The organism is Nitrosomonas sp., from assembly GCF_021731985.1.
Lineage (GTDB): Bacteria > Pseudomonadota > Gammaproteobacteria > Burkholderiales > Nitrosomonadaceae > Nitrosomonas.
In genome coordinates this window covers 1-26721 of sequence record NZ_JAKFWH010000061.1, presented here as the reverse complement: position 1 = coordinate 26721, position 26721 = coordinate 1, and the positions used below count along the sequence as shown (strand labels likewise).

General features: G+C 45.2%; 24 protein-coding genes and 2 tRNA genes. 6 read left to right on the top strand and 20 right to left on the bottom strand.

The features are described 5' to 3' along the window. Nucleotides 1-3: 3 nt before the first annotated feature. The 3 genes from QZ942_RS08475 to QZ942_RS08465 form a co-directional block, all read right to left on the bottom strand. Complete coding sequence (locus tag QZ942_RS08475; RefSeq protein ID WP_292994617.1) at nt 4-1047, bottom strand: efflux RND transporter periplasmic adaptor subunit; 1044 nt, start codon at nt 1045-1047, stop codon at nt 4-6. A 173-nt stretch (nt 1048-1220) separates the two neighbouring features. Further along, nucleotides 1221-2093 carry an alpha/beta hydrolase gene (locus QZ942_RS08470; protein WP_292994615.1) on the bottom strand — a complete coding sequence of 291 codons (873 nt, stop codon included), beginning with the start codon at nt 2091-2093 and terminating at the stop codon, nt 1221-1223. Next, a complete protein-coding gene (locus tag QZ942_RS08465; RefSeq protein ID WP_292994613.1) occupies nt 2059-3195 on the bottom strand; it encodes a DUF1611 domain-containing protein in 1137 nt (378 codons plus the stop codon). The genes QZ942_RS08470 and QZ942_RS08465 overlap by 35 nt, the downstream gene beginning before the upstream one ends. Nucleotides 3196-3421: 226 nt before the next feature. Between QZ942_RS08465 and QZ942_RS08460 the strand changes: the two genes are divergently transcribed. After that, a complete protein-coding gene (locus tag QZ942_RS08460; protein ID WP_292994611.1) occupies nt 3422-3544 on the top strand; it encodes a hypothetical protein in 123 nt (40 codons plus the stop codon). Nucleotides 3545-3670: 126 nt separating this feature from the next. On the opposite strand, the gene QZ942_RS08455 is transcribed toward QZ942_RS08460, so the two are convergent. The 8 genes from QZ942_RS08455 to QZ942_RS08420 form a co-directional block, all read right to left on the bottom strand. Further along, the gene (locus tag QZ942_RS08455) at nt 3671-4573 is read right to left on the bottom strand and encodes a class I SAM-dependent methyltransferase (RefSeq protein WP_292994609.1); all 903 of its coding nucleotides are present in this window, start codon (nt 4571-4573) and stop codon (nt 3671-3673) included. Between the two features lie 488 nt (nt 4574-5061). Then, nucleotides 5062-5805, bottom strand: coding sequence for a PEP-CTERM sorting domain-containing protein (locus QZ942_RS08450; RefSeq protein ID WP_292994607.1), 744 nt, complete (start codon nt 5803-5805; stop codon nt 5062-5064). A gap of 302 nt (nt 5806-6107) precedes the next feature. Beyond that, a complete protein-coding gene (locus tag QZ942_RS08445; protein WP_292994605.1) occupies nt 6108-7433 on the bottom strand; it encodes a TolC family outer membrane protein in 1326 nt (441 codons plus the stop codon). Nucleotides 7434-7943: 510 nt separating this feature from the next. Next, nucleotides 7944-8420, bottom strand: coding sequence for a hotdog fold thioesterase (locus tag QZ942_RS08440; protein WP_292994603.1), 477 nt, complete (start codon nt 8418-8420; stop codon nt 7944-7946). Between the two features lie 221 nt (nt 8421-8641). After that, the gene (locus tag QZ942_RS08435) at nt 8642-9565 is read right to left on the bottom strand and encodes a histone deacetylase family protein (RefSeq protein WP_292994601.1); all 924 of its coding nucleotides are present in this window, start codon (nt 9563-9565) and stop codon (nt 8642-8644) included. 57 nt (nt 9566-9622) lie between these two features. After that, nucleotides 9623-12301 (bottom strand): bifunctional acetate--CoA ligase family protein/GNAT family N-acetyltransferase, encoded by a 2679-nt coding sequence (locus QZ942_RS08430; RefSeq protein ID WP_292994599.1) that lies wholly within the window; start codon nt 12299-12301, stop codon nt 9623-9625. Nucleotides 12302-12391: 90 nt separating this feature from the next. After that, entirely contained in the window at nt 12392-13369 is a 978-nt protein-coding gene (locus tag QZ942_RS08425) for an ABC transporter permease (protein WP_292994597.1), read from the bottom strand. A 21-nt stretch (nt 13370-13390) separates the two neighbouring features. Beyond that, nucleotides 13391-15583: an ABC transporter substrate-binding protein gene (locus tag QZ942_RS08420; RefSeq protein ID WP_292994595.1), complete on the bottom strand. Its 2193-nt coding sequence runs from the start codon at nt 15581-15583 to the stop codon at nt 13391-13393. Nucleotides 15584-15722: 139 nt separating this feature from the next. Between QZ942_RS08420 and fabI the strand changes: the two genes are divergently transcribed. Next, complete coding sequence (gene fabI, locus QZ942_RS08415; RefSeq protein WP_292994573.1) at nt 15723-16508, top strand: enoyl-ACP reductase FabI; 786 nt, start codon at nt 15723-15725, stop codon at nt 16506-16508. Nucleotides 16509-16559: 51 nt separating this feature from the next. Here the strand turns inward: fabI and QZ942_RS08410 are convergent, their stop codons facing one another. From QZ942_RS08410 to QZ942_RS08370, 9 genes are all read right to left on the bottom strand, one after another. Next, nucleotides 16560-18443: a SurA N-terminal domain-containing protein gene (locus QZ942_RS08410; RefSeq protein WP_292994571.1), complete on the bottom strand. Its 1884-nt coding sequence runs from the start codon at nt 18441-18443 to the stop codon at nt 16560-16562. Nucleotides 18444-18521: 78 nt separating this feature from the next. Beyond that, nucleotides 18522-18598, bottom strand: a tRNA-Asp gene (locus tag QZ942_RS08405). Between the two features lie 23 nt (nt 18599-18621). Continuing rightward, a tRNA-Val gene (locus QZ942_RS08400) sits at nt 18622-18697 on the bottom strand. 14 nt (nt 18698-18711) lie between these two features. Next, nucleotides 18712-18984 (bottom strand): HU family DNA-binding protein, encoded by a 273-nt coding sequence (locus QZ942_RS08395; RefSeq protein ID WP_013964827.1) that lies wholly within the window; start codon nt 18982-18984, stop codon nt 18712-18714. Between the two features lie 236 nt (nt 18985-19220). Further along, nucleotides 19221-20213: an NAD(P)H-dependent glycerol-3-phosphate dehydrogenase gene (locus QZ942_RS08390; protein WP_292994568.1), complete on the bottom strand. Its 993-nt coding sequence runs from the start codon at nt 20211-20213 to the stop codon at nt 19221-19223. Beyond that, nucleotides 20210-20692, bottom strand: a complete 483-nt coding sequence (locus QZ942_RS08385) for an SH3 domain-containing protein (protein WP_292994566.1) — start codon at nt 20690-20692, stop codon at nt 20210-20212. Before QZ942_RS08385 ends, QZ942_RS08390 begins: the two co-directional genes overlap by 4 nt. A gap of 30 nt (nt 20693-20722) precedes the next feature. Beyond that, nucleotides 20723-21166 carry a protein-export chaperone SecB gene (secB, locus tag QZ942_RS08380; protein ID WP_292994564.1) on the bottom strand — a complete coding sequence of 148 codons (444 nt, stop codon included), beginning with the start codon at nt 21164-21166 and terminating at the stop codon, nt 20723-20725. 71 nt (nt 21167-21237) lie between these two features. Continuing rightward, nucleotides 21238-21495: a glutaredoxin 3 gene (gene grxC, locus QZ942_RS08375; protein ID WP_292994562.1), complete on the bottom strand. Its 258-nt coding sequence runs from the start codon at nt 21493-21495 to the stop codon at nt 21238-21240. Between the two features lie 8 nt (nt 21496-21503). Next, a complete protein-coding gene (locus QZ942_RS08370) occupies nt 21504-21878 on the bottom strand; it encodes a rhodanese-like domain-containing protein (RefSeq protein ID WP_366836286.1) in 375 nt (124 codons plus the stop codon). Nucleotides 21879-22276: 398 nt separating this feature from the next. On the opposite strand from QZ942_RS08370, the gene gpmA reads away from it, so the two are divergent. The 4 genes from gpmA (at nt 22277) to moeB (ending at nt 26551) form a co-directional block, all read left to right on the top strand. Then, nucleotides 22277-23026 carry a 2,3-diphosphoglycerate-dependent phosphoglycerate mutase gene (gpmA, locus tag QZ942_RS08365; protein ID WP_292994558.1) on the top strand — a complete coding sequence of 250 codons (750 nt, stop codon included), beginning with the start codon at nt 22277-22279 and terminating at the stop codon, nt 23024-23026. Nucleotides 23027-23218: 192 nt separating this feature from the next. After that, nucleotides 23219-24298, top strand: coding sequence for a peptidoglycan DD-metalloendopeptidase family protein (locus tag QZ942_RS08360; RefSeq protein ID WP_292994556.1), 1080 nt, complete (start codon nt 23219-23221; stop codon nt 24296-24298). A gap of 48 nt (nt 24299-24346) precedes the next feature. Further along, nucleotides 24347-25777, top strand: a complete 1431-nt coding sequence (locus QZ942_RS08355; protein ID WP_292994554.1) for a S41 family peptidase — start codon at nt 24347-24349, stop codon at nt 25775-25777. Between the two features lie 12 nt (nt 25778-25789). Further along, the gene (gene moeB, locus QZ942_RS08350) at nt 25790-26551 is read left to right on the top strand and encodes a molybdopterin-synthase adenylyltransferase MoeB (protein ID WP_292994552.1); all 762 of its coding nucleotides are present in this window, start codon (nt 25790-25792) and stop codon (nt 26549-26551) included. Nucleotides 26552-26721 lie beyond the last annotated feature (170 nt).

Below are 26721 nucleotides of genomic sequence, written 5' to 3'. Positions count from 1 at the left end.
ACTTCAGCTTTCCTCTTTGAGGATCGCTACTGTCGCTGAAAGACCCGGCAGCAGAGTGGTTGGAGCATCTTGCAACCGCACCAGCGTGCTAATCACCGGCGCGCCTCGCATGCGAGTGGCGCGTGGTAGAGGGACGGCATCAATAGGTTGCTCGTAATCAGTAGCCACCCCGATTGCAGCAACCACACCTTTGAACTCCTGCCCCGGGTACGAGGGTAGCGTTACCGCTACCAAGTTTCCTACCTTGACACGATGGATCTGATCTTCATCGATCCAAGCTTCGACCCAGACATCGCTGCCGATAGACATTAACACCACTGGTTGACCAACCCTTACCGAGCCACCAGTCTTGATCAGCCAGCGAATGACGGCACCATCATCCGGGGCGCGGATGAGCGTTCCTTCTAAGTCAGCCTGCGCGCGCTTTAGTTGCGCCCTGGTAGCTCGCAAGTTGGAATCAAGGACTCCGAGATGCTGTACGCGGAGATCAAGACTATCAAGCTCAAGGCTCACATTTTGCTTTGCCGATAAGGCTGCCGCCTTATTTGCCTGTACCGCATTTACCAACGCTAGCGCCGTTCGGTGCTCTGCTTCAGCTTGACGCATTGCATCGCGCGAGATCAGTTGGCGATTGAGCATCTCCAGCCGTGCTTTGTAAAATGCATGCGCCTCATCTGCACGACTTTTCGCAGCCGCCACTTCAGCGTCTGCCGCTGCCAACCGGGCAGTCGATTCCTGTATTTGCGTGGTTCGTCTCAAACGTTCGTATTCGATGGTCGACTGTTCGAGTCTAATTTCACGCTCAAGACCCTCAATTTGTGCCTGTATCATTTGCACTTCAGCATCGATATGTTGGTCGGCCAGGCGCGCCAGAACTTGTCCAGCTCGCACATGCTCACCTTCACCGACTTCGGTTATCGCCAGCATACCGTTGAAACGTGTTCCAACTTCTGTGATCTGACTCCTTACCACAGCGTTATGCGATAAAACATGCTGAGACTGGTATTGCACCCAACTCCACAGTATCACTATTAGCGCAAGCAGCATCCCGACTGCTATGGCCCTCTGGATTCTTCGACGGTAAAAAAAAGGGGGCGATGCACCTGAGTCCATTCCAACATCCCTTAATATATTCGCGGAATCTTGACTGATAGCGGTGGCACCAGAGTTTGAAAAGTTATTGTTTCGTTTATTATCAGTAATTGTCATAAGCCTAATTATTAATTTAGAATCCCAGTAGATGCATCAAAGGGATCGTTGGAACGGCCGAAGTGTATCACGTTCTCGATGACTGCAATTTCACTGCGAAGATCGCCCAACGAATGACCGGTATCGGCCAACTCAACGATGCTAACATGCGGCGACATCCCATGTGCTTTGGCTTGCGCTTGCATTGCCGCCACCCAGTTGCGCGCACGTTCAATGCGCGTTAAACCCTGTTGTTCGTTGATGCGATCAGTACTAATTAAGTCTTTAGATTGTTTTGTGTCTTCCGTGCCAACTAGCACCGTCACCGGTACTTTTAAATAAGCTTCAGGATTGAAGATCACGCCAGGAAGACTGGAAGTGGAGCGGATACCGTATGGAAACTTCAGTGTTGGATCGGGAAAAGTATACCAGCCTGGAGCACTCAAGACAGCACTCTCAACACGATGAGGGTAGGCCATCAAGTAGCGATGCACGAATTGCGCGCCACCCGAGTGACCAAAAAAAAGCAAGTGTGTCGTGTTGGCCCCAGTCAAAGTGTTAAGTTCCTGCAAGCAGCGATGCAAGTATAGATCGGCACGGTGACCTCGACCCTTGCGACCCAAACGCTGGTAATCCGGATATTGTTGATCATTGAAACCGGGTGCCAGCAATACAATCCCGTGACGCTCACATACAGGGACAAGCATCTCAGCTTGCTTATGCCAGCTGCTGTGCGACAGGCCATGTACGGATACTAATACATGTGCATCGGGAGCACGGGTAGTCGGCACATAGACCAGATATTCGGACACTGGATCAGTTTTCAGTACCCTGCGTAACAATTTTCCGCGCTGTAGTATCTGCCGCGTATCAGTATGCTTGCTTCCCACCATTTTTTGCTTCATCAGATTGTTTTATTATCGACGCCGTTCTCACGGTCTGTTTGGTTTCCATATGTTGCTGGGCAAGGCTAAGGATGGAAATCGCGTTCGCTGGCGTGGCTAGCCCTTCTCTATCGTAAACTGGCAGATGTAGTGCCAAAGTAGCTTCACGTACCTGCAGCGGTGCTGCTGAGATTATGCCACTGAGTGCCAATACCGGCGGCTCAGCGTACTTTTTCAGCCAATGTACACCCGCACTGGCTCCCATTGAGTCTTGCGATGCCATCACGATGCCAGCTACTAGCGAAGCGAGCACCGGCGATCGCAGCAATGCTGAAGTCTCTTGCTGAAATACTCCGTCTGCGATTTCCAATACCATGGCGTCCACGCCTTCCCGTGCGATGTGTGCCATCAACGTCATAAGTAGTAATTCCAGCTCATCAATTGACGCCATGTATGTGGTAGCCATACCTGCATCGGTGAAATCCAGCACTGGAAATGCACCGGCATCCGTAAGCAGCCAAGTGTCGCCGCCAGCACCCGTGCCAGTGATTTTGGCGTAACCCGCGCGAAGCCCTGCAGCGTTTAGTCCACGTACAAGATAAGCACAGGTCTGCGTTTTGCCAGAATCCATACCTGTTCCGACAACAGCAATGGCTGTTGGTAAAGTTGTGTCAATTTCCTTGACTGGGCTCAGCGCAAAGTCACGCAGGTTGATGCGCCTTTTATTAGCATCACCCAATAGACCAATAGGCGTGATCTGCGTCGGTCCCTTCCTCATATTCACATGCCAGGATACAGCGCGGGAGGCAATTCCTCCTCCGGCCACCAAATGACAGGGGCCAAGCGTCTCGGGAACTTCTGCCTCGAACTGATTGGATGCATAGCGATTCCCATACGCAACAACGATCTCATCACCTGGGAATAGCTGCTTACGACGGCCATTCGGTAGCTGTAGCCCGGGATGTTGACCTAAAAAGGTTACAGTGGCCAGAACAAGATCGCCGGGATGCGGCACACCTTCTGCTGGAAGAATCACCTTTGCCGCATCACGAGAGACACGCCGAGTCGCGAAGGCCCACGAGGCATTCTGAATTCGAGAAATATTACAATACTGTTGTGTCATGTCAGTAGTATTTGTGTGTTGTTAGATTTAAATAATATATTTGCTATTTGTATCAACGGAAGTCTGTTTAAAAACTAAAGCTCAAGTTCGTTAGACCACCACATTTAACGTGAAAAATTACAAAAGCGTTGATCAGTTAGAAGCAGGTTTGATTGCACTGAATGTTATAACTACACTAATGGTTGTAATATATCTTAGTTAGCTTTAATTATGACTACTTCGGCAAGTGGATCTCACGACTCTTGATGAATTCAAGGTTTCTGCTACCCGGCGTGATGTTGCCGCCTGCAATCCAGGTCAAGTGGGCACAGGCACTCGCGTTTCACCTCATCACCAGCCGCAGCACTGAGACAAATCTTTCTGTGTGCACAACGCGACACGCCTACGGATATGAGGTGCAAAATTGCAGTTGTAGCAGCACCCTAAGCGAAACCGATTGTGCAAATTGGCGACGCTGTTACTCAATCAGTCTGGGCTAGGTACGTCGCTCCACTCCACGCTTCAAGTACTCAATCGTCAACAGTCCACGTTCAAATAAGTTGTCGTAGTGTTCACCGCGCACTTCGTAGACAGAACGAAATCCCCCTTTTATCACCCCCGTTCGATTCCGAAGAGGAAGCTTGCGTCCGGGCATACTGAGTTTATTGTTGTATTCCAGTTCAAGATTCAGGTTGCCTGACTGAAGCTTATGGATCTTGAGAATGCAGTGAGGACCATCAGAAAACTCGAATTTGAAAGAAGATCCCTCGAACAACTTGAGATAGACGGGAAGCGGTATCAGCTCATCTGCGTGCGTAAGCACAAAACGGTTGAGATAATTCGTCAGATGCCGCCTGTTTATTGTTCGACCATAGGGATAGTTCCAATTCGCCCCGCCAATGTGGAGAATGGCGCGTCCACCCGGTTTAAGAACCCGACAAACCTCTTCAAGGAATTTATCCTTTCGTTCCATGAATCGAACTACGAACGCGGAATAGATGAAATCAAGACTTTCATTCTCGAATTGCAGCGTCGTGGCGTCATATTCATAGATAAAAGGAAGTGCAAGCGCATCAATTTCTAATCTTGAAGCCACACCGAAATCCAATGCAATCTGACGAAGATCTTCCATCGTGGTCACGTTCGGACGTTTGTCGACCCCATGGAATCGTATGCCTTTGTCGCGAAAAAGCCATGCGAGTTCGAGAAGCGTGTGGCCGTACCCGAACCCGACCTCAAGCACCTCGAGCGCCCCCCTCTCGGCGAGAAGACCACGGATCGTCGACAAAACTGGGAAACTTGCTCCCAGACGCTCGTCAAGGTTTGAAAGACCACGCGATCTGTTAACGCGATAGGTTTTTTCATTATTTGCTTTTTCTAATGCTGCATCGCTATTCATGGTTTCTGGAATTCCAAAATTAACCTACTAAAAACATATTCTTATCTTCAAGCAATAGCCGACGAAGCTATCAAAGACTTTAGGGCGCGCACTATGCTTTGACTGAAACTCAAGAAATAAAAAATTAGAATCGCAAAACCAAAGGCAAAATCCCTCTTTTCTAATAAAGCATCCCGCAGCAAGCAGCGGGGTATTACCTGCGCTCTTCAATCTGCGGGTTTTCAACCAGCTTTCGCCCCAGGGGCGGGGAATTGAGCTCGCAGAGATTAACCTAGCGTTTAATTGCATTAATCCGATACAAAATTTTTAAATAGCAAGATCTAATAAAATACTTTATTTCTCCAACTAAAAACTAGCTAGCACACTCTTAACGAGCTATTGGGTATCTTTTTACTCACGCGCTAACATCCTATTCTATTTGTAAGGAAAAGATAGAAAAAATCCCAAGATGAATGATCTATCTTTAGACTTTTCTCCTAAAGCAGACGCTAAGAGGGGAAGATAGTTTTATTATTTTTTTGATTCCGTAATGAAAAACCGACTAAGCCAAGTCCAGCAAGCAACATAGCATAAGTTTCCGGTTCCGGAACCGCCGATACGGTCACTGAGCTGAGATAGAATTGATCTGAATGGATCGCCGGCCCACCAAATCGAAAGTAGAAATCCGTCCCGGTGTGAACCAAACCAACTTGACCTACGTTGAGTGGAAGCAATCCTGTGGTCCAAAGCGCATTATCGAAACTGTATTGGAAGGTTGCACCAGAATCCCAGCCGGTTGTATTATGCGCTTGCGAGCGCAAACCAATCGAAGACAGCGAAACTTCCTGATCGAAATGCAACCAAAGCGTTTCTCTGGAGGAAATATTATCGCCGATCTCCCTGTGGTAAATACCTAAGCCAGCACCGATTGCATTAATTCCTGAAAGCAATCCGTTATAAGTATTGTCGCTATCTTGAACGACCGCTGCCCCTGAACCAAATGCCCCGCCATCGTAAGAACCTAGCGCATGCACAACAAGACCGCCATTGATGAAAGTAAGATCGCCGCCGTACGTCGATGGAGCATTCGAACTGCACAGACTATCCCCGAAACAGGGAATACCATCCGTTGGCAGAAAGCCACTATAGCCGGAGCTATGGTGTTGAAGGTTTGCGAAGTCGAAGATCACGGGTGATGCAGCAACAGACCCGCTTGATAAAGCAAAAAAAGCCAAAGCTGACATAATGCGCATTATATATAGTCCTTGAGGAGATAGTTTATTAATCTAAATAAAGTTATCAAATGTGAAATAAGATAGAATAATTCAGTTGAAGGAAACAGCTACTCTAATGAGACTTGAGTGATCAATTTCATCAGAGCTGAATTACTCTCAGTTTTACAGTTGTCCAGAATCACAGCACCGAGGAGGTTGATAGTACTATATAGATTATTCAATACCTATAGTCAATTAATCCTTCATTGCTAGTACATTTATCCTGAGTGAATACTGTAATCCATTAATACCAATGCGCCAATCTATGGATGACCGTTAGATTATCCCCGCAGGAATGCGTTAATTTCTTCCAATACTGACTCATCCAGTTCACCCAAATTTGCTTTCAGGCGTAATCGCGACATAAGGTAATTATAATAAGCTACTACCAGATCCTTGCGTGCAGAAAAGTATTGCTGTTGTGCATTCAAAACATCTATTTCTATTCTGATACCGGATTTTTGTCCTAGAATCGTTGAATCCAGATGGCTACGGCTCGATATCACCGCTTTTTTGAGCGCCTTGACTTGGGCGATGCCATTAGTGATATTCAAATAATGCTGACGCACCTGCAGACTGATAATGCGCCGGATATTTTCAAGCTCATCGCGTGCCTTATCCTGGTTGGCTAGCATTTCTCGCGCACGAGATTGCGTCGAGAACCCTTGGAAGACAGGAATTCTAAGCTCAACACCAATAAATTTTGATTCAAAATCAATGCCCCGTCCAGCGACTATAAACGCTTGATTTATCTGATTGTTGTACTGTCCGACCAGATCGAGTGTCGGGTAATGGCCTGCCTTGGCTCGACTTGTTTCTTGTTGAGCGATTTCATAGGCGAGTTGTTGTATTTTTAATAAATAATTTTTATTCTCAGCCGAGGCTACCAACTCTTCCATGTTGCCATAAGGCATGGTAAGCGGATCGGAGACAATGTTGTCGATACTAACGCTTGTCAGGTCGTTAGGAAAACGATTGATGATGCTTTGCAGGTTGCGCTTGCTGATTTCCAGCGCATTCCTGGCCGCGATTTCCTGAGAAACTGCCAAATCATGACGGGATTCAGCTTCATTCGTATCCACTATGGTGCCAAGACCAAATTCAAGGTTATGCCTCATCAGTTCCAGCTGTTGCCTGAAGGCTTTTTCCTGAGCTTCCGCTGCTTCAACATTGACTTGCGCGATGAGCGTATCAAAATACGCCTGGGTTAGCCGCAAAATCAAATCCTGTGCAGACAGTATAAATCGTGCATCGCCCTGCGCAACTTCATTCTTTGATTGTTCGTAAATGATGAAATTTTCGACGCGAAACAGTGGTTGTGTCGCTGTGATGACCAAGCCGCGATTACTAATAAAGTTTTCGCCACGAACGTCGGTATGGAGTAACGTTTCTCGCTCTCTTCCCGTGAATTCGATATTGGGAAGCAGACCTGCCCTGCCTTGCGGCAATTTTTCTTGGGTAGCTCTATAGGCATGCCGTGCAACTTTATATTGCGCATCGTGCTCTAGTGCCTCGCGATAGACATCAATAAGATTCGCTGCTTCAAGGGAAGTAGGCGGCACGATACCAACGATAAGTAAAAGTATTAGGTATCGCAGATTTTTCATAAATAAGTATCTTAAGAAGTTATAGCGGGTTGAAATGTAATAATTCGATAATTGCATAATAGAGACTACCACGACAATGGTTAAAACGAAATTCGTTTCCTTTTGATGCAGACAGTAAGTATTTTAGCAGCACACTAGGGGGGCAACACATTGATAAGAGGTCCATTGTCCATGCAATTCGGTGTTCCGGCCAAACTTGCACATTTCCTGCTTGGCATACAACTCTTTACCGATAGTGTTCACGGTTTTTCTCAAGAGATACAATTCAACAAAATGATTAATTTTATTAATTCTGATTCTCTTTGAAAAATGAGCAGACTGGAAGCCGAGCTTCTCGGCGCGTTAGGCAAGGTGATGCATAGCCCGTTCCGGTAGCGTTCCTCATAATACTCCTACGCTTTATCGGCATAGTCGGTGCCTTTGATCAGAATTATCTAGCTCAACTTTCTGCTCAATACAAACAAGGAATTCTCACACCAGAATCTCTTATTTCTATTATTATACAATGCATTACGACTCTCTGTCGACGATCACATGTTCCTTCTGCGCACTGAGCGTACCTTGTTCAATGATCGCCAATGTTAATCGTGAAATCGCTACGCGCTTGCCAGTAGCCTCTTCAACAATATCCGTTTGCCAGACTTGTGTACGGCGGCCGGTATGTAACGCTGTGCAAATACCAATAACATGACCCTTGGTAACCGCACGAATGTGATTGATATTAAGTTCCAGACCGACCGCACGGTATTTTTCCGGATCAATTGTCATCCAGCCCGACACACTACCCAAGGTTTCAGATAGCACGCAACTGGCACCGCCATGCAGGATACCGAATGGTTGCGTCGTACGCTTATCCACGGGCATACGCGCTTTCAGGAAGTCCGGCCCCAGCTCGGTAAATTGAATACCGATATGTTCACCCATATTGGCATTACGCAAACCTTCCAGATACGCAATGGTGTAATCTTTAAACCAAATAGCACTCATGAAACATTTCCTTTTTTGTTCTTTTGGTAATTGGCAACACTTAACCCGGATATTGCACGCACACAGGAGTCAAGGTTTGCAATTATAGTGCAAAGCCACAGATTCCAGCACATACATGGATGGTAAGCACAGCGGATTCAAAAAACAGCAGTAACCTTAACTTGGATTTTAAAAATGGGTTTTGCAAAAAACTCTATTATGCGATCCGCCAAACCGGTGCTTTAAAGTCCGCTAAGTACTTTGATATGGGCCAGCGCGCTGCGACCTAGGGCATGCAAAGCATAGCCCCCCTCTAGGGCGGATACAATTCGGCCATTGGCGTGATCGATGGCGATACGCTTAAGTGTTTCTGTAATCCACACGTAGTCTTCTTCGCGCAAAGCAAGCCCGCCCATGTCATCTTCCCAGTGTGCGTCGAATCCTGCTGAAATCAACAACAGCTCTGGCTTGAATTGTTCCAGGGCTGGTAGCCAATTTTCTGTCACGGCAGCGCGAAATTGCGCGCCCGTTGCACCAGCGGCAAGCGGCACGTTGATAATATGTGCATTGCCGCTATCAACACCCTCGTAAGGATAATACGGATGCCGGAATGTTGAGCACAGCATCACACGGCTATCGCCATTGAAAATCTCATCAGTCCCATTGCCGTGGTGCACATCAAAATCGGCAATTGCCACACGGCTCAGGCCGTAATTCTCAAGCGCATGGGCGGCGGCGACCGCGACATTATTAAATATGCAAAATCCCGCAACACTGCTGCGCCCGGCATGGTGGCCGGGAGGGCGAACATTGCAGAATGCGTTCTCATTCTGGCCCGACATCACCAAGTCAACCGCTTTGACAACCGCACCAGCCGCGTGCAGAGCAGCTTCCAGGCTATACGGATTCATTGCCGTATCCGCATCGAGATAAGCCAGTCCGTTACTGGGTGAGGCCCTGAAAATAGTTTCGACATACTCGATCGAATGGACGCGCTGGAGTTGTTCCTTGCTTGCGGCGGGGGCTTCTTGCCGGTCCAGAAAAGGCATCAAACCGGAAGCGATGAGTTGATCCTCAATAGCTTGAATGCGCGCAGGACATTCGGGATGGCCTGGACCCATGCTGTGTTTAAGAGAAGCAGGATGAGTCAGGTAGGCGGTTTTCATATGCGCGTACTCTTTTAGTTTGCTGTTAATCCAATGGGTGTTGATTGTATACGCCCATCATAATATTTTTCTAACACGCTTAATGTTGTCGTCATCTAATCTGTCTTCAACGCTAAATCCCAGCCTGTTCATCAGCTTCAACATATTGGCATTGGTTTTAAGTACTTCACCGGCCATGACTTTTAATCCCTTGGCGCGAGCAGCATCCATCAACGCCGTCATAAGTTTCTGACCCAATCCTTTGCCCTGCATGGCATCAGCGATAACCAGCGCAAACTCGCAGCTTTCTCCCTCAGGATTGATGGCAAAACGTGCAACACCCAATTCGATTTCTTTGTCTTGTTCAAAGGTTACTGCGATTAATGCCATTTCACGACTGTAATCAATTTGCGTAAAACGCAACAGCATGGTTTGGCTGAGTTCCTGTACGCTAAACATAAAACGGAAATAACGCGCTTCTTCCGATAAGCCGCGTACAAAAGCCTGCTCAATCTCCGCATCTTCCGGCCGGATTGGTCTTATGGTGATATTTCTGCCGTCAGTCAATTGCCAAGTGCTGATCAGATGTGTGGGATACGGGTAAATCGCCATATGTGCATAGCGGTCAGCACTGGGCTGACGCAAGGCGATTACGATGCGCGCATCGGCTGCGAGCGCACCGTGCTCATCGACAATCAGGGGATTGATATCCATTTCCGTCAATGCTGGCAGCTCGCATACCATCTCTGATACGCGTAACAACACGCTTTCCAGTGCAGCCATAGCAACCGGCGGCATATGCCGGAAAGTACCGAGCATCTTCGCGGCATGCGTACTTTGAATCAAATCTTTCACCAGGAAAGTGTTAAGCGGAGGCAAAACAACAGCACGGTCACCGATCACTTCCACCATAGTACCGCCAGCACCAAAGGTAATCAGCGGACCAAATACCGCATCGTAAGTAACACCTACCATTAGCTCGCGGCCATTCGGCTTAACCACCATGGGCTCTATCGAAACACCGTCCATCTGTGCATCCGGGCGATTCAATTTAACGTTTGCGATAATCGTATGGTAAGCCGTTGTTACTGCTTGAGCGTTGGCCAGATTCAGCAGTACGCCGCCGACATCGGTTTTATGGGTGATGTCGCGTGAATTGACCTTCATCACCACGGGAAATCCCAATTGTTGCGCGATGAGCATTGCTTCATTTGGCGAATGCGCGATCATGGTCTGTGCTACCGGAATATGAAAGGCAGAAAGCAAAGCTTTCGATTCCATTTCACTTAATATCTTCCGCCGGTCCTGCAACGCGCCGTCTATAATCATGCGTGCCGCTTCCACATCGGGTTCCAGCTGGTGCGACAAAGGCCCCGGCATTTGCATCAGCAGCTTCTGATTACGATAGTACGCTGACAGATACGAGAATACCTCTACCGCCGGCTCGGGTGTGCGGAAATTGGGTTTCCTAGCCAGATTAAAAGCAACGCGGGATTCCGCTACCTGTGATTCCCCCATCCAGCAAGTCAGCAAAGGTTTGCTGTATTGCTTCGACAGCTCTATTAATGTGTTCGCCGCATCCAGCGGTTTGGTCATGGCTTGTGGAGTTAATATTGCCAGCACACCATCCACATTGGGATCCTCCAGGCATGCGCGCACCGCATTCTGGTAGCGGTCAGCTTGCGCATCTCCGATCACATCCACCGGATTGCCGTGTGACCAGGTGGGCGGCAGCACCTGATTTAACTGCTCCATGGTGGCATCTGACAAAGTAGCCATTTCCAGACCCAAGTCAATTGCGTGATCGGTGGCCATCACGCCGGGGCCGCCTCCGTTGGTGACGATTGCCAGCCGATTACCGCTCGGATGAAAGCCGCAGGACAGAGCTTTTGCGGCTGAGAATAATTGCGTAATGGTTTGTACGCGCACAACACCCGCACGCCGGACCGCGGCATCGAATGCATCATCTGATCCAACCAGTGATGCAGTATGCGACATGGCCGCTTTGGAGCCCGCGGCATGGCGCCCGACTTTCACCAGTATGACCGGTTTGATGCGCGCAGCAGCACGCAAAGAACTCATAAAGCTGCGCGCATTTCGTATGCCTTCGATGTACAACAAAATATTCTGAGTCAGCTGATCCGTCACCAGATAGTCGAGAATTTCACCAAAATCCACATCGGCAGTAGAACCCAAAGAAACCACACTGGAAAACCCTACATCATTGGTTTGCGCCCAATCCAGAATAGCGGTGCAGAGTGCGCCCGATTGTGACACAAAAGCCAGATTGCCCACGTTCGCACTGCCTTTATTAAAAGTTGCGTTCAGACCTCTATCAGGACGCATGATACCCAGGCAATTGGGACCAAGCAGCCGTATTCCATAGCGGCGCGCATTTTTTAGTACGGCACATTCCAATGCCTGCCCGGTAGCGCCAGTTTCGGAGAAACCCGCGGAAATAATGACAGCGGCCTTGATTCCATGCTTTCCGCAATCTTCAATAATGTCAGGTACGGTTTGCGCGGGCGTGGCAATCACTGCAAGTTCTACAATTTCACTAACCTGGAATAATGAGGCATAGGCTTTATGCCCTTGAATTTCTTCATGCTTTGGATTAATGGGGAAAAGTGCGCCTTTGTAGCCACTTTTCAGCATGTTGCTCAGAACAATCTGACCAACAGAATCCACACGATCGCTTGCTCCAAATATAGCAACCGATTCAGGTGAAAAGAGCGGTTTGAGATAGTGTTGGCCCATTTTCTTGGAATCCCGGTTATTTAGCCAGAGTGATTGAAGGCTCAGTTTCTGGATACTGAGCTTATTTCAGGGGCATCTGACATTGCCAGCTTATGCGAGACGAATTCGCGGATCAACGAGGGTATAGGATATATCCGTTAAGATCAGCCCCATGATATACAGCATTGAGCCTAGGAAAACCATTGCCCGCACAATTGCGAAATCCTGCGAATTAATTGCATCAATGGTATAGCTGCCAAGTCCGGGAATACCAAAAAAAGATTCAACCAGCAAGCTGCCTAAAAATAACAAAGGCACAACGACCACTGCACCCGTTAAAATAGGAATCATTGCGTTCCTGAGCACATGCTTGAATAAAACAATACGCTCGGATAACCCTTTCGCTCTGGCTGTGCGCACGTACTCTTTATTCATTTCTTCCAGAAAAATTGTGCGATACCAGCGCGTACTCGACCCAACGCTACCGATTACGCCAATTAGGATAGGCAACAACAGAAATTTGGCTGCATCCAACCCGCTTCCGTAGCCCGATATAGGCACCCAATGCCATAGCTTGCTCACTAAAAATTGCCCCGCAATAATATAAAACAAGCTGGAAATAGACATCAACGCCACACAAAAAACCACTCCCCAGAAATCAATATAAGTGGCGCGAAAAAAAACCATCAGCAATGCGATAGTAATGTACACAACCAATCCCAGGACAAATACCGGCAATGCAATGGCAAGGCTAGGTAACATGCGCGACTTGATCTCCAGTGCAATATCGCGTCCATCATCTGCCCGGCCGAAATCGAAAACAAACATCGAGACCGATTTCTCGAAGAAAATTGTATCGGTCAATTTTCCCAGTTTCTCAGCTTCCTGATTGAACAACAGCGGCTTATCATAGCCACGCTCGATTTTCCATTTTTCTATTGCTTCAGGCGTGACGTATTTAATGCCCAATTGCATACGCGCCATGTCATCGGGTGTATTCACTACAAAGAACAAAGCGAATGTAATCAGATTCACCCCGATGAGAATCGGTATTGCATATAAAATACGTCTAATAATATAGCCAAGCATCGCTAATGTAATATTGTAATTTCAGGAAGATACACTGCGCACCGCGGTACTGCTTTCATGACGGCGAAAAGCCGCCATAGCGGGAAAAAGACTGATTGCCAGCACAACCAGCAGCAGTGCTATGGGCCATAATACCGGCTCATTCCAGTCACGGCGCTTTTGCGCTCTTAAAACCGCGTCTATTTTTAGATACTTAAGATTATTATTCGATATTCTGTTGGGTTTAATATTTTGATACCAGGAATGATACAATCCATAATCTTTCGGGTGGTATCCCCACAACCAAGGGGCATCATGACGCAATACTTCCACCATACGATCAATTATTAATTGCCGCTGTGGCCCATCATCCATATTCTTCATCTGCTCAAATAATTGATTGTATTCTGTATTATCATAGTTAGCCGCATTCTCGCCACTGTTGCGTACTTTACTTTGCGGTCCGTACAACAAGAACAGAAAATTCTCTGCATCGGGATAGTCTGCATTCCAACCCCATTCGAAAATTTGTGCATTTCCTTTACGAATCTTGTCTTGAAAGCGATTGTAATCAGTACTCCTAACCACCAGTTGTATATTTAATTTTTGGAACTGTTTACGCATCCAATCGAGCTTGGATCTGTCTTCAGAACTACGAGCTGTCACATCAAAATACAGGACTAATGGTGCGCCAGTTCGCTGATCTATTCCATTTGGATATCCTGCCTCGGCAAGCAGAGCCTTTGCAACTTGAATTGATTTGCGCTGCGGCTGATCATTCATCCATTCATACACCACGGGGTTGATGCCTTCTTTCCCCTCACGATACCCTGCAATACCCGGAGAGATCGGACTTTGAGCCGGCATTCCGCGGCCATTTGCAAAAATTGAAATAAATTCTTCATAGTCCACTGCAATAGAAATCGCCTGCCTAAGCTTTCTCGCCGACTCACGTTCCTGCGCATTACTTCCGCCCACTACCGGATCCAGCATATTAAAACCCATGTAATAAGTCGACACCGCCACGGTTGTTTCCAGCCTTATCCCTTGTTCTGCCATGGCCTCAGTGACGGTCGCTTCTCCCTGACCCACCAGCTGCACCGCTTGGTCAAAACTATCAGAGCCAATACCGGTAGCATCGTAATACCCTTGCAAAAATTTATTCCACCGCGGAATACTTTCTTTTTCGCGGGTAAAAATAATTTCATCGATAAATGGCAATTTCTTTCCAGAATCAATCAATAGACTATTCTCTTCATCTCCCGGCACGCCTTCAGCCGGATAAAATTCATCATGAAAATTAGGATTCTTTTCTAATACCATTCTCAGATTGGGATCATTCTCGGTTAGCATATATGGGCCTGTACCAACCGGATACCAATCCAATGTAATGTTTTTTTGTATTAAACCCTTTTGTGAATAAAAATAATCTGCTTCCCAAGGAATCGGTGCAAAAAAAGGCATCGCTAGCCAATAGATAAACTGCGGATACTTACCGGTTATTTTTATGCGATAGGTATATCTATCAACGACTTGAACGCCATCTAACTGATAACCCCTTAGATCGAGGTATGTTTTCCCGTCGGATTGATTCTGGTCAATCTGTTTTAATACTTTGGCATAGTCGCTGAGCCCCACGATGTAATCCGCCATGAGTCCGAATATCGGCGAATGCACTCTGGGATGCGCTAAGCGTTTAATCTCATATACATAATCCTCCGCCAGCAATTCCCTTGTGCCTGTTTGAGGAAAGTCAGATAGCTTAAATACCGACGCCAATTCTTGCTCGCTCAGGTCATGGTACAACCAGTCACCTTGCGCATTACTTGCAAATGCTGGATGCGGTTGAAAAAAAATTCCCGGTTTAATCGTAATTTCGTAGACACTATGGGCAATATCTGTTGCCAACGCATCATCCGGCAATTGACTCCCTTCTTTATCAAAATATTTCACCACAGGTAATTCTTTTGCCGTTGCTGGAATTAATGCAAAGGGGCGTTTTAAATAATGATATTGCAGCGGAGGTTCATAAATTTGCGCAGTGAATTGAATTTCATTAGAACTATAGGATTGCACCGGATCCAGATGTTTGGGCCGTTCGGTAAATACATTATAAAGAATATTTTTCTCTGCATCCGCAGCTGAATAGGGATTATTCCAATTATATTCACCGCAGGCAGATAAAAAAAATACCTGCAGAATCAACAACCATGACGTAGTAACTAATTTTTCCATTGCAAACCCAGTTTATCGGAATTAGCCTGTTTTAAGCAAAATAATACGCGCATACTCCATATCTTTTCTTGCATGATCCCACCTCACTTCTCCCTTCAGCTATAATTTGCCAATTTACTCAATTTTACAAGGAAATTTTATGGGATTTCTCGCAAATAAACGCGTACTCATTACCGGGTTACTGAGCAACCGATCGATTGCTTACGGCATCGCCAGAGCAATGAAACGTGAAGGCGCGTCACTGGCTTTTACTTACCAAGGCGAAGAAATCCGTGGTCGCGTCGAAAAGCTGGCTGCTGAGTTTGATAGCAATTTGCTATTTCCCTGTAATGTAGCCAGCGACGATGAAATCGCGCTGTGTTTTGAGAACCTGAAAAAACATTGGGACGGGCTAGATTGTATTATTCATTCTATTGCTTTCGCCCCCCGTGAAGCGCTAACTGGCGACTACCTGGAAAGTGTCGACCGGGAAGCCTTTCGCATCGCGCATGATATCAGCGCCTATAGCTTCTCTGCACTCGCCAAAGCTGCGCTACCTTTAATGCAAAATAGAAACGGCGCACTGCTAACATTAAGCTATTTGGGTGCAGTCCGGGTCATGCCAAACTATAACGTTATGGGATTAGCCAAAGCCAGCCTTGAAGCAAATGTTCGCTTTATGGCCTCCAGTTTGGGTCCTAAAGGTATACGCGTCAATGCAATCTCTGCTGGACCTATTAAGACCTTGGCAGCTTCCGGTATCGGAAATTTTGGGAAATTATTAGGTTATACCGAAAAAGTTTCACCACTGCGTCGCAATGTAACAACGGATGAAGTGGGTAATGTTGCCGCTTTCTTATGCAGCGACCTAGCCAGCGGTATTACCGGAGAGATAACTTATGTCGATGCAGGTTTCAATACCGTCGCATTTAATATCGATGAATAGAAAATCTGGACTATCAACAATCAAATCTCAACAAAAGTAAATTTCCAAAAACTAGAAATTATCTTGTTTGATTTTTACATCATAGCGCTGCCTGAGTGCAGCTAGATAGGAAGACATTTCTTCTTGCGTGATCATCTGCTGCAGCTGTTTAGTAAAGTTACCAAACTTTGTTTCATCTGCAGATTCTTGTTCTATTACTTTGTTGATTCGTATCAGATTAAATCCGCCATTTGGATTAGCTGTTCCCGTATAAGAAGGTAGATCATTGGTTTCTGCCCTGAAAATGGCACGTAGTGTTTCATGATCCAGTCCTTGCGATTGCATATAAGAGATCTGCTTTGCATCGCTCCAGGCAACATCATCAACATCTTCTCCAGCTTGTAAGCGAGCTAGCTTCGTTTGTCCTTCTTCAACAGCAATTGCTTCTGCCATTTGTTTCTTGACTTTCTCTACGATCTGATCTCTAACCACCATCAGTGATTGTGCAGTAGCAGGCTTATGTTCAAGAATACGAGCAGATACAAACGTATCCGGTTTGACTTCAATAACTCCGGTATTTCGTTGATTTGAAATGGCGTCATCGGAAAAAATGGCTACCAGCAGCTTCTCATTTGCAAGAATGGCTGGTTCTGCTGCACTTCTAGTGATCCAGTCACTCGTCTGGATTGGCAATTCAAATTTCTCTGCAGCTACCTGCAGGTTATCGCCTTGCTCATAAACCACATTACTGAAATCTTCAGCAATCTCGCCAAAAACACTTCCCACCATCTCTATTTTGATTTTCTTTTCAATTTGTTCCCGCACTTCTTCCAAATCGGGATGTTTTCCTTCTTTGATAGCGATTAATTTAATCACATGAAAACCAAAATCCGTTTCTACGATGTCACTGATTTCATCCAGTTGCATTGAGAAAATTTTGTCTTCAAAGGATTTAACCATGACGCCACGACCAAAGAAACCAAGATCTCCCCCTTGCGCTGCTGAGCCTGGATCATCCGAATTTTCCTTGGTAATTTCTGCAAATTTCTCAGGATTCTGCCTAACTTGCTCTAATATTCCTTCGGCTCTGTCCCGCGCTGCCTGTTTCACATCATCCGACGCGTCAGGTGGCACACTAATCAGAATGTGACTGGCTTTGCGCTCTTCAGATTGACCAAACTCATCCTGATGTTCTGCAAAATAAGTTTTGACCGCTTCATCACTCACTGCCTCATTTTTCGCTACCGCATCCAGCGACAAAACCAGATATTCTATGCGCGCACGTTCCGGCAAATTAAAATCAGCTTTATGTCTTTCATAGTAAGCGGCAATATCCGCATCTGTTGGGATTACTTGTGATAAATATTGTTCAGGGGTGATTTGCAATTGACTGATTTCACGCTGCACTTCACTAAGATACTGCACTCTCTCAGCAACTATTTTAGGGATAAATGCATTCTCACTATAGCCATCCAATAACTGCTGCAATAAAAGTTCTTGACGCACACGTGACTCAAACATGACTGGAGTCAGTCCTTGGTTTCTCAACAATTCTTCATATTGCTGCTTGGAAAATTTATTGTCCCTTTGAAAGGCAGGTATATCTCGGATCGTTTTAACTAGTTCCGAGTCTAGAACAATAAATCCATTGTTAACAGCTTCCCGATGTAATAATCGTTGCTGAATAAGTCTCTCTAGCACCGAATTTCTTACCTCGAAAGTATCAAGCATTGCACTATCAAAATTAGCACCCAGCGTGGCACGCATTCTTTCATGATGGTCACGTAAGGCCTGCTCATACTCACGACGTGGGATTTCTTCACCATCAACTACTGCAACATAACCTTCGCCACCTTTATCACGGTACGATTCAACGCCCCAAAACAAAAATGGCAATACAGCCAAGCCCATAATGACTTGAACGACATGTTTCTTACGGTTAACGAAATCAAACACAATTAGAACCTAAAAATACTAGAAAGTAAAAAATAAGGCCGAAGAATTTTTATGCAGTCAGTTAACACAATTTTTATTTGGCGGAGTGGACGGGACTCGAACCCGCGACCCCCGGCGTGACAGGCCGGTATTCTAACCAACTGAACTACCACTCCTAGAACTAGCTAAATTGAATGACTGGTGGGTGCTGACGGGATCGAACCGCCGACATTCGCCTTGTAAGGGCGACGCTCTACCAGCTGAGCTAAGCACCCGGTCAGAAAGTGCGCTAGTTTACTGCATCTTTGAGTGCTTTACCAGCACTGAATTTAGGAACCTTGGCTGCCTTGATTTTAATGGCAGCGCCTGTACGTGGATTACGACCTGTACGTGCAGCTCTTGCACCTACTTTAAAAGTACCAAATCCGACCAAAGTTACACTTTCATTTTTTTTGAGCGCTCCTTTTATTGCAGTTAACGCTCCATCCAATGCACTGCCTGCTGAGGCTTTAGAGATTTTAGCCGATTTTGCGATAGCTTCGATAAGTTCGGATTTGTTCATATAATTCCCCTTCTAAGTTAATGGTAATTAAATCACAAGCAAGTACTGCAGTCGCTCTTATATCAAGCTGTCAACGCCCGGTCAAGCAAATTAAGGCCATCCAGCCACATCATTTATCTGGCTAATCAGCTGGGTTAAAAGAAGCAGATTATTCGCATAAGTTAAAAATTTCATAAAAACAAATAACTAGTCACAAAAAATAGAAACTACTTGAAGTCCCCTATACCGATTTTATATTAATAAATTTCTGTTTTCTGTTCGCGATTTAGCAACACCCCGACAGCTGTTCGGGCTGACACACCCTCATGTAGAATACTGCAGACCGCTTGTGTAATCGGCATTTCTATATTCAATTGATCACCGAGTTTAAGTACTGATTGTGCTGTGTGCACACCTTCAGCAACATGTCCAAGTTCACTCAAAATAACATTCAATGATTTTCCTTCGGCCAGCATAAGTCCTACTTTCCTATTTCGGGATAAATCACCAGTACTCGTCAGAATTAAATCACCAACCCCAGCCAGCCCCATAAAGGTCTTCATGCTCCCACCCAAACCAAGTCCTAACCGGGTAATCTCCATCAATCCACGCGTAATCAGCGCTGCGCGTGCATTATGTCCAAATCCAATACCATCGGAAATACCTGCAGCTATGGTAATTACGTTCTTAACCGCGCCACCTGTTTCCACACCAATTACGTCTTGACTGGTATAAATGCGCAGTCTTGGACTATGCAATTCAGCCGCTATTCTGCTGGAAAAATCAACATCTTTGGATGCCAATGTTAAAGCAGTTGGCAACCCTTGCGCCACCTCCTCTGCGAAACTGGGGCCGGACAATACGCCGCAGTACGGCAATATGGCAGAATACTCTGCTTCGACAACTTGATGCGGCAGATGTGTGGTTTCTGATTCAAATCCCTTACACCCCCATATGATCGGTATCTTAATTTTGCTTGCGGCAATAGCACGCAATGTTTCACGCAAGCCTACGATGGGTACAACAATTAAAGCAAGATCTGCAGTATCCAATGCTTCATTGAGTGTTGATGTGATTTTCAAAGATTCGGGTAATGAATAACCCGGCAAGAAACTGTGATTAATACGCTGACTATCCATTTCAATCGCATGATCTGGATCTTTTGACCACAAACTGATCTGATGACGCGCAGATAAACTAATTGCTAATGCCGACCCCCATGCACCTGCACCCAGTACAGCAATTCTCATGAACCCCAGACCTGATTGACTTTGACATAGCCAGTCTGCCCATCGAGATGCCGTACTTTTACCCAGCCTTTAACATCAGAATCCATCCATTCCATAACGATATTTTCCTCGGCTTGAAATACCAATCCCGAGCTCATATCGGCCGATTGGTAAATATTAGCTAATGGTACCGTCACAACAACATACCGCTGCTGGCTTAAAACTTTCTTTTCAACCCAGGCAAGGCTCCCGCTACTGTCACGTACTTTTGCCCACCCATCTACATCCACTACGACTTCGACCGGAAGATATCGGCCTGCTACATATAATTTATCGGCTCTAAGCGATGGCGCGTCATACATAACAACAGCATTCTCAGCTAGTGAAAAAAATTCCATTTCAGCAGCGACGAAACCGGGAAGATGCAACAAGATAGTGGTCAGCAAAACACGCAGGCTGCTTTTCAACCAGAATGACTCAATCAGCAGGCTTTTTCTCATTAGTATATTCACCTCCAAGTTTCCGGGTTTTTAATTTAAATTCGTATTCGTTTCTGCTCTTTTTTGCTGATAAATGGCTTCAAAATTTACTGGATTGAGAATAACGGGCGGAAAGCCAGCTCGTGTCACAATATCCGATACCGTTTCACGTAAATAAGGAAAAAGAATATTAGGGCACCCTATGCCCAGTACCGGGTCAATTTCACCATCAGGCACATGACGAATACGAAAAATACCCGCCTGTTGAACCTCAACCAAAAACATTATTTTGTCTTTAATCTTAGCTGTTACCGTTACCGTTAACAGTACCTCGTACAATCCCTCATCAATACTTTGGCTCTTTGTTCCGAGCTGCAAGTTGATTTCAGGCGTATCTCTCTCCAGAAAGATATTGGGCGCATTGGGAATCTCCAAGGACAGATCCTTCACATAGATTTTTTCTATGGCAAAAACTGGTTGCTGTTGCTCACTCATATTTACTTTTTCCAGTTGTGAATTAAAAAGTTTATACTATCAATTGTTATCGCATCAACCCATCCTGCGGATCAAATTGCCAGCAATGCTGCCAATTCGCCTTTACGATCCAGTTGCGTTAAATCGTCATACCCCCCCACATGTCTTTCACCAATGTAAATCTGCGGCACAGTACGTCGGCCTGTTCTACCCATCATTTCAGCTCGCTGAGCAGGCTCAAGATCGATGCGTATTTTTTCAATTTCCTGAACCCCTTTTGAGCGCAACAAGCTCTCTGCCATTTTGCAGTAAGGACAAAAACCCGTTGTGTACATAATTACCTTGGGCATTCAATTCTCTATCGCTTAACCATAGGCAAGCCCGCACGCTTCCAGGCGTCAATGCCACCCATCAGATTAATTACTTGAGGAAAACCGTTCTTCCTTAGAACCAGACTGGCATGATTGGATCGAATACCACCAGGATATATCACCAAAATGGGCTTGTCCTTATATTTTTGCAACTCTACCCAACGTTCCTCAATCTTTTCAGATGGAATATGTTTTGAGTTCGGCAAGTGGCCTGTCGCATACTCACTATCATCCCGGACATCCAGCACCAATGCATCCTGGTAATTTATCAATTGTACGGCTGCAAGCGTGTCGATTTCCTTGATACCACGACGCATTACCAATGGCCACAGCAATAATAAGCCACTGATTATAGCTGTCATAAGAAAGAGGAAATTTTCTAATTTAAAAAGAAAATGATCTTGAAATAATGATAATTCCATATAAGCTTTATTCTGTTCTTTAAATGTTAATTTTATCAGAAACTGGAAAATTACGGGATTTCCTTGATCCTGCCGTTAAAGCCCACGCATAGTAACATCATGCATATCAATTAATAGCAATTAATCCTGGAATTAATTATACCCAATCTGTTTTATGAACTATTGCCAGAAAAAATAAAAATCCGTCATCATTTTCCACAAAAAAGCACCTTACTTAGCTTTTATTCGCACAAAAGAATCAGTCAGATGCTGTGTTTACAACTAAAAGTATAATAAAATATCAGTATTTTTTAACACTAATTGCTGCAAATCACCCCCCTTTTCACAAAAAGGTCAATATGAAAAAAATTGTTCTCCTGCGCCATGGAGAAAGTACCTGGAATAAAGAAAATCGATTTACTGGCTGGACAGATGTTGATTTAACCCCCCAAGGCTTACAGGAAGCTCGAAATGCCGGGCAGCTTTTACGCGAACATGGATTTTCATTTGATATCGCGTATACATCAGTTCTTAAACGTGCCATTCGCACTTTGTGGATAGTGCTTGACGAAATGAATCAGATGTGGATTCCCATACAACACACTTGGCGACTAAATGAACGACACTACGGAGCACTGCAAGGATTGAACAAAGCTGAGATTGCAGCCGAATATGGCGATGAGCAAGTTTTAATTTGGCGACGAAGCTATGATGTCAGACCACCCGCATTGACCACTGATGATGATCGCTATGCCGGTACTGATCCGCGATATAAAGATTTAACGCATGATGATATACCTTTGACAGAGTGCCTAAAAGATACGGTTTCAAGATTTTTACCCTATTGGAATACGGTCATAGCACCTCAAGTTCAGGATGGAAAAAGCGTTATCATTGCTGCACACGGGAATTCTTTACGAGCATTGGTTAAGTATTTGGATAATATCTCTGATGAAGAGATCCTTAACAGCAACATTCCAACCGGCATCCCATTAGTTTATGAATTGGATGACAATCTAAAACCAATTCGGAATTATTATCTGGGAAATTTGAGCGAAATTCAGGAAGCCATGCAAATGGTAGCTAATCAAGGTAAATCATCCGTTTAAAATACATCCAATTCACTTATTCAGATATGAGTATAAACAATTCACTGTCTCGAATAAATCATACCAATCTGGAAGATTGATACGTTTAATTCTACCCCTACACAATATATTCAGTTAATGCTGATGATATGCATCTTGATCTTTTTCTGTCCGCTCTCAGCGTTTTCAAACAACCAGGAGAATCTTAAGCTGTTGCGTGAGCGCATCCAATCCCTGCAAAAAGATTTAACAAGCAAGGAAACGCTAAAACAGGACACAACGGATGCATTACAAGAAACTGAACGCGCAATCAGCAATATCACGAATAGATTGAGCAAACTCATTCAAAATGACCGGCAAGCCAATGAAGAATACAAGCAACTACAAATACAACACAGCCGGATCAGAAATAAAATCGAAGCCGAACGAAATCAACTGGAAAAATTGCTCTATCAACAATATGTGGGAGGCCAGCAGGATTATTTGCGACTAGTGCTGAACCAGCAAAATCCCAATCAGATTGCACGGGACATCTATTATTACCAACAACTGTCACTGACCCGTTCGGGCATCATTAAGAATCTTCAGAATAATCAAGATGAAATTGAAGTACTAACGCAAGTCAGCCGTCAAAAGAAAGAAGAAATCACTGCTATTCAAGCTGAATATTTCAGTCAACGCAAAAGACTTGAGCACGAAAAAGCTAAACACCAAACTATACTCTCGCAGGTATCTGGTCAAATTACCCAACAGCAACAAGAAATTAATAAACTCGAGAATGATGAGAAGCGCATAACCAATTTAGTTAATGAGATAAATAAATTACTTGTTCAAGAAAAATCCACGAGCATATTGATTAACAATAAGCTCCCAGATGCTTCTACAACAGATTTTCCATTCTCAACGCTCAAAGGTAAATTAAATTTACCCGTGCGAGGGAAACTTGTGAACACTTTTGGTGGTCAACGCTCAGGTAAGCATATTTCTTGGAAAGGACTTTTTATTCAATCGCCTGATGGCAATAAAGTTAAAGCCATCTCAAGCGGCAGAGTGGTATTTGCAGACTGGTTGAGAGGTTTTGGTAATCTGATAATTTTGGATCATGGAAACAGCTATATGAGTCTTTATGGCAACAACGCGACACTCCACAAACAAGTGGGTGATACTATTCGCGGCGGGGATACGATTGCAACAGTTGGAAATAGCGGTGGTAATGCAGATTCAGGTTTATACTTTGAACTTCGTCATGGAGGTAAACCGTTTGACCCTTTGACGTGGATAAAAATAGAATGAACGTAGCAACCCATTTACATAAATTTGATCAGTGCGGAGATAGCATAAATGAGTAACGTAATCAAGAAAACAGGTTTAATTCTAATTGGTGCAATCGCTGGAATAATGCTCAGTTTGAATTTCTCTGCTATTGCCAAGAAAGATAATATCGAGGCGATTCACCCTCTGCCGATCGAAGAATTGCGTACATTCGCTCAGGTGTTCGGCCGCATCAAAAGTGATTATGTCGAATCCGTTGAAGACAAAAAACTGATTACTGAAGCTATTAATGGCATGCTGGTCGGGCTGGATCCCCATTCATCCTACCTGGATAAAGACGATTACAAAGAGCTACAAATCGGAACGCAAGGTGAGTTCGGCGGGTTAGGCATTCAGGTCACCATGGAAGACGGTGTCGTAAAAGTAATTTCACCGATTGAAGATACTCCCGCATTTCGCGCAGGTATCAAAACCGGTGATTTGATTGTAAAACTAGATGACACCATTGTAAAAGGTATGACTTTGAATGATGCAATTAAGCTCATGCGCGGCAAACCCAATACTCCCATAAAGATTACTATCGTGCGGGAAGGTGAGACAGAACCACTGATCTTTAATTTAGTGCGTGACATCATAAAAATCCAAAGTGTCAAATCGAAAATGATCGAACCTGGTTATGCGTATATCCGCATCACGCAGTTTCAAGAACAAACCGGTGAGAATCTCGCACAAGCTATCAGGACACTGTTTGCTGAGAATACTGGTTCCATGAAAGGATTAATACTGGATCTGCGCAATGATCCAGGTGGATTACTGAATGGTGCTGTCGCTGTATCCGCCGCTTTTCTGCCAGAAAACGCACTGGTTGTATACACAGAAGGACGCAGTGCCGATGCAAAAATGAAGTTGCACGCCAACCCCGAGTATTATCTGCGCGGTCCTGATGAGGATTATTTAAAAGGACTACCTTCTGAAGTCAAAACCGTACCGATGATCACATTGGTCAATGGCGGTTCTGCTTCAGCATCAGAAATTGTGGCAGGCGCCTTGCAAGATCATAAACGTTCTGTAGTAATGGGATCACAAACGTTCGGCAAAGGATCTGTTCAAACGATATTACCATTAGGAAATAACACAGCGATCAAGTTGACAACTGCGCGCTACTACACCCCCAATGGCCAGTCTATCCAGGCAAAAGGAATTACTCCCGATATTCTGGATGAAGCCGATAGTGGTGATGACCAACGTTTGCGTGAAGCGGATCTGAATCGCCATCTATCGAGCGGCAAAAAAACGGAAACAAAAAAAACTGACTCTGATACAGACAAAGCCGCACAAAAACCCGTCAACAAGAAAAAAGCAAATAAAGCTAAAGACAAGAAAGATAGAACCCCTATCGAATTTGGCTCTGCGGAAGATCTTTTGCTAACACAAGCCATGAATTACTTTAAGGGTATTACTGTACCACCTGAGAAAAAAAGCGAAGAGACCGACAGCTGATTAACAAGGATCGTGAATGACAACCAGCTACTTCGGTATAGCCGTCATATCCTGCTCCCGCAAATTGATATTGCGGGGCAGGAGAAACTCAATCAATCACGCGTATTAATTGTCGGTGCTGGCGGTTTAGGTTCTCCGATAGCACTGTACCTTGCTGCCAGCGGTGTGGGCAACCTAATCATTTGTGATGGTGATCGGGTTGATCTTACCAATCTACAGCGACAGATTATCCATGACAGTAATTCGATTGGCTTAGCAAAAGTTCTCTCAGCAAAGCAAACTCTCGCCAAAATTAATCCGGAAGTCAACGTCATCACAATCCAGGAGCAGGCCAACGCGACAAAACTGTTACAACTTGCTACAGGAGTGGATGCCGTAGTTGATGCCAGCGACAACTTCAGCACCCGCTATGATATTAATCAAGCTTGTGTTACTCAAAAAAAACCTTTGATTTCCGGCGCTGCAGTGCGTTTTGAAGGCCAAGTCAGCGTATTTGATTTACGTCATGCGGATAGCCCCTGTTATCACTGTTTATATCCAATTACCGCCGGAGAACAAGAAGACATGCCTTGTGCAATCATGGGCGTATTCTCGCCGTTAGTTGGCATTATCGGCTGCATGCAAGCTGCAGAGACACTAAAAATCTTATTAAATATTGGCGAAAGTCTGAATGGCCGCTTACAGCTATTGGATAGCCTCACTATGAACTGGCGCACAATAAAACTGCACAAAGATCCAGCCTGCCCAGTATGTCATTCATCAATATCTAACTGACACTGATGCCCAGTGAATTGTAGTTTTTACGGTTCAGAGAAGTTCTGAAGGAAGTAAATTGAGTCGCTGTACTTCCCAATTTGCGAGTGGATCACGCCTGAACTCACTTTTCACAAACTGATACCAGCGGCCAACAACAAAACACATGAATAAATTGGCCTGCGCTGCAA